Source organism: Microcystis sp. M_OC_Ca_00000000_C217Col (assembly GCF_007095585.1).
Classification (GTDB): Bacteria; Cyanobacteriota; Cyanobacteriia; order Cyanobacteriales; family Microcystaceae; genus Microcystis; species Microcystis panniformis.
Map to the genome: position 1 here is coordinate 1 of NZ_SFBV01000187.1, position 7391 is coordinate 7391.

The 7391-nt window shown below is 43.1% G+C and carries 6 protein-coding genes; 5 read left to right on the forward strand and 1 reads right to left on the reverse strand.

The window, feature by feature from the left end:
* The first annotated feature begins 636 nt into the window (after positions 1–636).
* The 5 genes from EWV66_RS10870 (at position 637) to EWV66_RS10890 (ending at position 5695) form a co-directional block, all read left to right on the forward strand.
* Positions 637–885: an acyl carrier protein gene (locus EWV66_RS10870; RefSeq protein WP_002768498.1), complete on the forward strand. Its 249-nt coding sequence runs from the start codon at positions 637–639 to the stop codon at positions 883–885.
* 69 nt (positions 886–954) lie between these two features.
* Positions 955–2205 (forward strand): beta-ketoacyl-ACP synthase II, encoded by a 1251-nt coding sequence (gene fabF / locus EWV66_RS10875; RefSeq protein WP_185237413.1) that lies wholly within the window; start codon positions 955–957, stop codon positions 2203–2205.
* An 82-nt stretch (positions 2206–2287) separates the two neighbouring features.
* Entirely contained in the window at positions 2288–4294 is a 2007-nt protein-coding gene (gene tkt / locus EWV66_RS10880) for a transketolase (RefSeq protein ID WP_052277202.1), read from the forward strand.
* A 166-nt stretch (positions 4295–4460) separates the two neighbouring features.
* Positions 4461–5228, forward strand: coding sequence for a hypothetical protein (locus EWV66_RS10885; RefSeq protein ID WP_287108545.1), 768 nt, complete (start codon positions 4461–4463; stop codon positions 5226–5228).
* Positions 5225–5695, forward strand: a complete 471-nt coding sequence (locus tag EWV66_RS10890) for a type II toxin-antitoxin system VapC family toxin (RefSeq protein WP_004159431.1) — start codon at positions 5225–5227, stop codon at positions 5693–5695. Before EWV66_RS10885 ends, EWV66_RS10890 begins: the two co-directional genes overlap by 4 nt.
* 435 nt (positions 5696–6130) lie before the next feature.
* Here EWV66_RS10890 and EWV66_RS10895 read toward each other — a convergent pair whose 3' ends face one another.
* Entirely contained in the window at positions 6131–7024 is an 894-nt protein-coding gene (locus EWV66_RS10895) for a DNA adenine methylase (RefSeq protein ID WP_149989673.1), read from the reverse strand.
* Positions 7025–7391 lie beyond the last annotated feature (367 nt).

Here is a 7391-nt window from a genome sequence, read left to right on the forward strand (position 1 = left end):
CCCTAAGCCGAGTTTTCAAGGTGCTGCGCCGTCCACTTGGTTTTCGAGACTGGCCTTTTAATTCTAACGTAAAGCCAACCTAGAACGGCGGGGTTTCAGACCCAAAATTTCCGATGATTATTATCCGAATTTCGGAGTTATCCGTTATATTTTTGCTTTTTATTCGGTCGTCAGGAGATAGGAGTCAGGGTGATAGGGTTTTGGGGTGATAGGGATTTAGGGGTTTAGGGAAATTTCCTCCAAATGTTCCACTACCCCACTACCCCACTACTCCACTACTCCACTACTCCACACCCAACTACCCCACTTCCCCACTTCCCCACCTCCCCAATTCATAATTCATAATTCATAATTCCCACACCCCACTACTCCACTACTCCACACCCAACTACCCCACTTCCCCACTTCCCCACCTCCCCAATTCATAATTCATAATTCATAATTGCCACACCCCACACCTCACTTCCCTGATGATCGCGAAAAAACTTCATCAAGAGGGGAACAACTTCCAGTAAGATGAAAAATGGTCAGTGAAAAAGCTAACCGAAATTTATTGTCGGAAATGGTAACACCGCCCCATTTCCCCAGACTCTAGAGGCTAGAGTCCGGTAAACCAGCGGATAAAAATTGACATCCATGAGTGCAGACATCTTCGATCGAGTTAAAAAAGTTGTTGTAGAACAATTAGAAGTAGAGCCGGAAAAAGTTACCCCCGAAGCAAGCTTTGCTAATGATCTGCAAGCTGATTCCCTCGATGTGGTCGAGTTAGTGATGGCTTTAGAGGAAGAATTTGATATTGAAATTCCCGACGAAGCGGCCGAACAAATTGACACTGTAGGCAAAGCTGTTGACCATATTAGCGAGAAAGTAGGAGCAACCGCCTAATTATTGCGGGAAAATTGACAATTAGGATTAAATATCTGGGGCAAAATCTGCCCTTATTTTTGAACAAACATGACAGAATTGCCATTAAAAAGGGTTGTCATCACGGGGATGGGTGCGATCACTCCCCTCGGCAATAATCTAGCAGACTATTGGACAGGCTTAATCAACGGCAAAAGTGGCATTGGTTTAATTACCCACTTTGATGCCTCCCGTCACGCTTGTCGCATTGCTGGGGAAGTGCGGGGTTTTGACCCCCACGAATATGTGGATCGCAAAGAGGCAAAGCGCATGGACCGTTTCGCTCAATTTGCCGTCGCCGCCAGTTTGCAAGCGCTGCAAGATTCTCGATTAGTTATCGACGCTCTCAATGCCGATGATATAGGCGTACTAATTGGTACGGGCGTAGGTGGCATAAAAGTGCTTGAGGATCAACAGGAAATTTACTTGACAAAAGGTCCGAGCCGGTGTAGTCCTTTCATGATCCCGATGATGATTGCCAATATGGCCGCTGGTTTAACCGCTATCCACACGGGGGCCAAAGGACCGAGTAACTGCACCGTGACCGCTTGCGCCGCCGGTTCCAATGCCATCGGCGATGCTTTTCGTCTAGTACAAAGGGGTTTGGCCAAAGGGATGATCTGCGGTGGGACGGAGGCCGCCGTTACCCCCCTAGGATTGGCTGGTTTTGCCTCCGCTAAGGCCCTGTCCACCCGCAACGATGACCCCACCCGGGCCAGTCGTCCCTTTGACAAGGACCGGGATGGTTTTGTCATGGGGGAAGGGGCAGGAATTTTGATTATAGAGGAATTAGAAACGGCCTTAGCCCGTGGGGCGCGGATTTACGCCGAAATGATCGGTTATGGTCTGACTTGCGATGCCTATCACATGACTGCACCGGTTCCCGATGGTCGTGGAGCCACCAGAGCGATCGAATTAGCGATCAAAGATGCCGGTTTAACTCCGGCGGAAATTAGCTATATCAACGCCCACGGCACCAGTACGGGGGCCAATGATCCCACGGAAACCAAGGCGATTAAAAAAGCTTTAGGAGAATCAGCCTACCAAATCCCCGTCAGTTCCACCAAATCGATGACAGGCCACCTTTTAGGCGGTTCTGGCGGCATTGAAGCCGTGGCCACGGTCATGGCGATCGCTAATGATCGGATTCCCCCGACTCTCAACCTTGACAATCCTGACCCCGATTGTGATCTTGATTACGTCCCCTACGAAAGTCGTCAGCAGATAGTTAACGCTGCCCTCTCCAACTCTTTTGGATTTGGCGGCCATAACGTCACCTTAGCTTTTAGAAAATATGCTTGAGTCGATGCCCCTGAAAGAGTAATCTGTGAGTGGCTCCCTCTTTAACTGGGTCTTATTTTTGTAGTTCATTCTAAAAAACATTATGGTTGTCGCCTCCCAATCCCTCGAAGAACTTTGTATTAATGCCGTGCGTTTTTTAGCGGTGGATGCCGTGGAAAAAGCTAAATCGGGACACCCCGGACTGCCGATGGGGGCCGCACCCATGGCCTTTGTCCTCTGGGATCAATTCCTGCGTTTTAACCCGAAAAACCCCCAATGGGTCAATCGCGATCGTTTTGTTCTCTCCGCCGGTCACGGTTGTATGCTGCAGTACGCTTTGATGTACCTGACCGGATACGATAGCGTTCCCCTCGAGGAAATTAAACAATTCCGGCAGTGGAAATCGAAAACCCCCGGCCACCCCGAAAATTTCGTCACGGAAGGGGTAGAAGTGACCACCGGTCCGCTGGGTCAAGGGATTGCCAATGGTGTGGGTTTGGCCCTAGCAGAAGCCCATTTAGCGGCCCGTTTCAACAAACCGGATGCCAAAATTATCGACCATTACACCTATGTGATTTTGGGTGATGGTTGCAATATGGAGGGTATTTCCGGGGAAGCTTGTTCTTTAGCCGGTCACTGGGGTTTAGGCAAGTTAATCGCTCTCTATGATGATAACCATATCTCGATCGATGGTTCCACCGATATCGCTTTTACCGAAGACGTGAGCAAGCGTTTTGAAGCCTACGGTTGGCACGTTCAGCACGTCGAGAATGGCAACACCGATTTAGATGCCATTGCCAATGCGATTGCGGCTGCCAAAGCTGTCACCGATAAACCCTCGATGATTAAAATCACCACCACCATCGGTTATGGTTCCCCCAATAAGTCTAATACCGCCGATGTTCACGGGGCAGCCTTAGGAGCAACAGAAATCGAGTTAACCCGGAAGGCCCTGGGTTGGCAATACGAGCCGTTTGTGGTTCCCGATGAGGTGTTAAATCGTTTCCGGCAAGCAGTGGACAAGGGAACGACGGCAGAAACGGACTGGAATAAGTTATTTAACGAATATCAGGCTAAATATCCCGCAGAAGCGGCTTTATTTGAACAGTTAACCACCGGTCAACTGCCGGAAGGTTGGGAGCAAGCTTTACCGGTTTATAAACCCGAAGATAAGGCGCTGGCTAGTCGTAAACACTCGGAAATCTGCTTAAATGCCCTTGCGGGGGTTTTACCCGGTTTAATCGGTGGTTCGGCGGATTTAACCCACTCTAACTACACCGAATTAGAGCATTTTGGTAATTTCCAAAAAGGCAGTTATCAGGAGCGTAACGTCCATTTTGGCGTGCGAGAACACGCGATGGGGGCGATTTGTAACGGGATTGCTCTCCATAACACGGGATTGATTCCCTACGGGGCGACTTTCCTGATTTTCACCGACTATATGCGGAATTCTATCCGTTTATCGGCCTTGTCAGAAACCCGCGTCATCTGGGTAATGACTCACGATTCCATTGCCTTAGGGGAAGATGGACCGACTCACCAACCCGTGGAACACGTTGCTTCTCTGCGCGCTATTCCTAACCTGTTAGTCATGCGTCCGGGAGATGGTACGGAAACTTCCGGTGCTTATAAAGTAGCGGTGAGCGAAAAGAAACGCCCGACTTTATTGGCTCTCTCCCGTCAAAATCTGCCCAATTTAGCGGGAACTTCCCTTGCGGGTGTGGCTAAAGGTGCTTATGTTATCACCGATTGTGAAGGTACTCCCGATGTCATTCTCATCGGTACGGGGGGCGAGTTGTATCTCTGCGATAAAGCGGCTGCGGTGTTAAAAGAGGCAGGAATTAAAGCTCGCGTCGTTTCTATGCCCTGTTGGGAGCTATTCGAGGAACAATCGGCAGAATACAAAGAATCGGTATTGCCGAAAGCAGTGAAAAAACGTCTCGCGGTGGAAGCGGGTTCAACCATGGGTTGGCATCGCTACATCACCGATGAGGGGGATGTGTTGGGGGTTGATACCTTCGGCGCTTCTGCTCCAGGGGGTGTGATTCTAGAGAAGTTTGGTTTTACCGTGGATAACGTGGTAGCGAAGGCAAAAGCGTTGTTAGGTTAATTAAACTTTGATTTTGTGGAAAAAGCCCGCGCAAGCGGGTTTTTTGTGGTTATAGGTCAACCTAGTTTAGGCTTTAGGGTTAGTTCATGTAAAAATGTAAAGTAGGAAGCTTTAGTAGTTAGCCAAAACCTTTACACTTGAGATAATTATCACGATTCCTAGAGCCATGACTAAAGGGGAAAGCCCTATATCGAAGGAAACAATCAAGAGCCTAACACTAGATATAGAAGGCTCACTGTTGTCTTTTGATAAATTTATCAAGGCTCAAGAACAATTAGCAATACTACTCCATGAAGTAGATAAAACCCTTGCTAACAAAAATCGCCCCCTGATAAATTGGAGAATCTCTCAAATTCATAGTGGCAGCATTCATCTTACTTTAGAAGGAATGCCTCAAGATCAGATTACACCTAGTCAAATTTCTGAAGTTATTAAGACTGTAGAAAGGGGAATAGTAACAATTTTAGAACATCCGATTCGCCCTAAGTATTTTTCTGATCGAGCTTTAGAAAGTGCGCGATCATTAGCAATATTGAAAAAAAGAGATGAGTTTATGGTGCAATTGGGCTTTGATTCAAGGTGTATCGACTTGAATCAAGCTTTGATTGCTAATGTTGATGAAATTATCGGGGGAAAATATCAAAGTTTTGGTACTGTAGAAGGTGTGCTTAAAGCTATTGATGTAAGTCGTCAACCTATTTTTAGAGTTTACAATTTATTGACTAATAAAAGTGTTAAATGTTACTTTGAACCAAATTTACTTGATAATATCAAAGAATATCTAGAAAAAAGAGTCTCTGTATCGGGGATAGTTACCTCTAGAGAAGATGGGGAAAAAATCGGGATTAAAGTTGAGTCAATTGATCTTTTTCCTGAGGAAAAAGATTTACCTACCATTGAGGAAATGATCGGAATTTGGGTAGGAAGTAAGTGATTCGTCCAACAAAAAAGCTACACTACTGGGATTCTTGTGTTTTTTTAGCTTTCCTGAAAAATGAAAAGGATAAAATTAATGATTGTATTTCTGTTCTCAAAGCAGCTGAAAATGGTCAGGTAATAATTGTGACTTCTGCTCTTACTTTTATTGAAGTGGTGAAATTAGAAAAAGGACAGCCAAAATTACCTAAAGAAAGTGAGGAAAAAATCAGAGATTTTTTCCGACATGAGTGGATTTATATTTATGATGTGGACAGAAAAGTTGGTGAACTAGCCAGAGAATTGATGTGGCAATATCAGGCACTAAAACCTAAAGATGCAACTCATGTGGCGACGGCAATTAAAGCCAGAGTGGATGTTTTAGATACTTTTGATGATGGCTTGCTGAAACTCTCTGGAGAAATCGGTGATCCTCCTTTAATAATTAGAAAACCTTTTTTTGAAGTTCAACTTGATCTTTTTTGAAAAAGTACCCATTCTCGCACAAGAAAATTACAAATCGAATTACCGAACACAAAAGGTCTAAATTGATAGGAATACCTTCATATTAAAACAGATTTTGATTTAGTGATTACATCTCTTGCCAATGCTTTTTTTTAGACCAATTTAGAAACGGGACTATTTGTTTGGAAGCCCACACCAAAAGAGCAAATATTTTTAAGCAAAATTAATATTAATAATCAAGAAGAAGCCCTTTTAAAAATGTACGTTGCCAGAAGTAAAGATTTAACAGCAAATCAAACCAATAATATCAATTGTTCTCGCCAGAAATGCCAGGATCAAAACTGTAATTTCATCCCTAATTATCCCAAAATTTTCTTTGATGTTAATACGGCTGAACCTCTACAACCATGGCTCCCGATAGAAAAAATAGAGGATTTACTTGATTAAAATTAGGAATCAAGATACATCGAATAAACTTAATTGTAGAGGTGTAAATCTTGCAGGTTTCTGAAGATCATAATTAGCAATAAATACCTCCTTGCCCTTGCGTCTTTCACTCTGATAACCATGTTCTAATTTTAAACCATTTTTTTGATCATCAGTTCGATTAATAGTGTAATTCCATTCATTATCTTGTAAAGAAATACACCAATCATACATTTCTCTAATTTCGGAGCAATTATCATAAGTCAAAAGAAATTTAAATCGATGTTGATGTTTTTTCAACGTCTTACATAACCTTTCATGATCTTCTAGACTGAAGAAACAGGAATAGAATTTATTTTGATCTGCTTGAAAGTAAGGAGGATCGACAAATAAAAAGTAATCATCGGGTAATTGATTGATTAAATCTTCAAAATCTAAACAAGATAAATTGACATTTTGCAGTTTTTCCGAAGTGGTTTTTAGGTGAGAAGGCCAGTTTTCAGGACGCATAGAATACTTATCACCATAGCCCCAATAACAATTTTCAAGTTTCATAATTCCTGAGTAGGAAGTTCTATTTAGATAATACCAACGCATGGCTCTTTCTAGGTCATTGGCTGGTTGAAATTCATTTTTATAATAACTGTGTAGTTCTTTGGTAGCGTTTAGATCTTTTAATAATTCAATTAGACTATCAAGATAATCTTTGATATGTCGATAACAGTTGATTAATTCTTCATCTTTGTCATTGAGAATATTCTCTGCTACACTTTCCTTAGCAAAGAATATAGATGCTCCCCCCGCAAAAGGTTCACAATACTTATGGTGACTGGGAAGACAAGCTAAGATTAGCTTACGGGCATAAAATTTACCGCCAGGATAACGAAAAGGAGAATTACTAAGTTTTTTAGCGATTTTGGACATTACCTTCGATTTTAGAGGCTTTTCTTTGAGATTATTTTAACAAAATTACGATATTTTCTCTAGGAATGTCAGAGAAGTTCGGTTTTACCGTGGATAACGTGGTAGCGAAGGCAAAAGCGTTGTTAGGTTAATTAAAACTTTGGTTTTGTGAAAAAAGCCCGCGCCAGCGGGTTTTTTTGTGATTATAGGTCAACATAGTTTAGGCTTTAGGCTTAGTTCATGTAAAAATGTAAAGTAGGAAGAAGTACCGTAGCGATTGTCTTAAAAGTCAAGGGGAATAAAGAAAATCTTTTGTACCCCAAATAGGCAAGACAAAGTAACGGCACCAGTCATCCGTTTTGTCAGCGATGAAATTGTTCGGAAAACT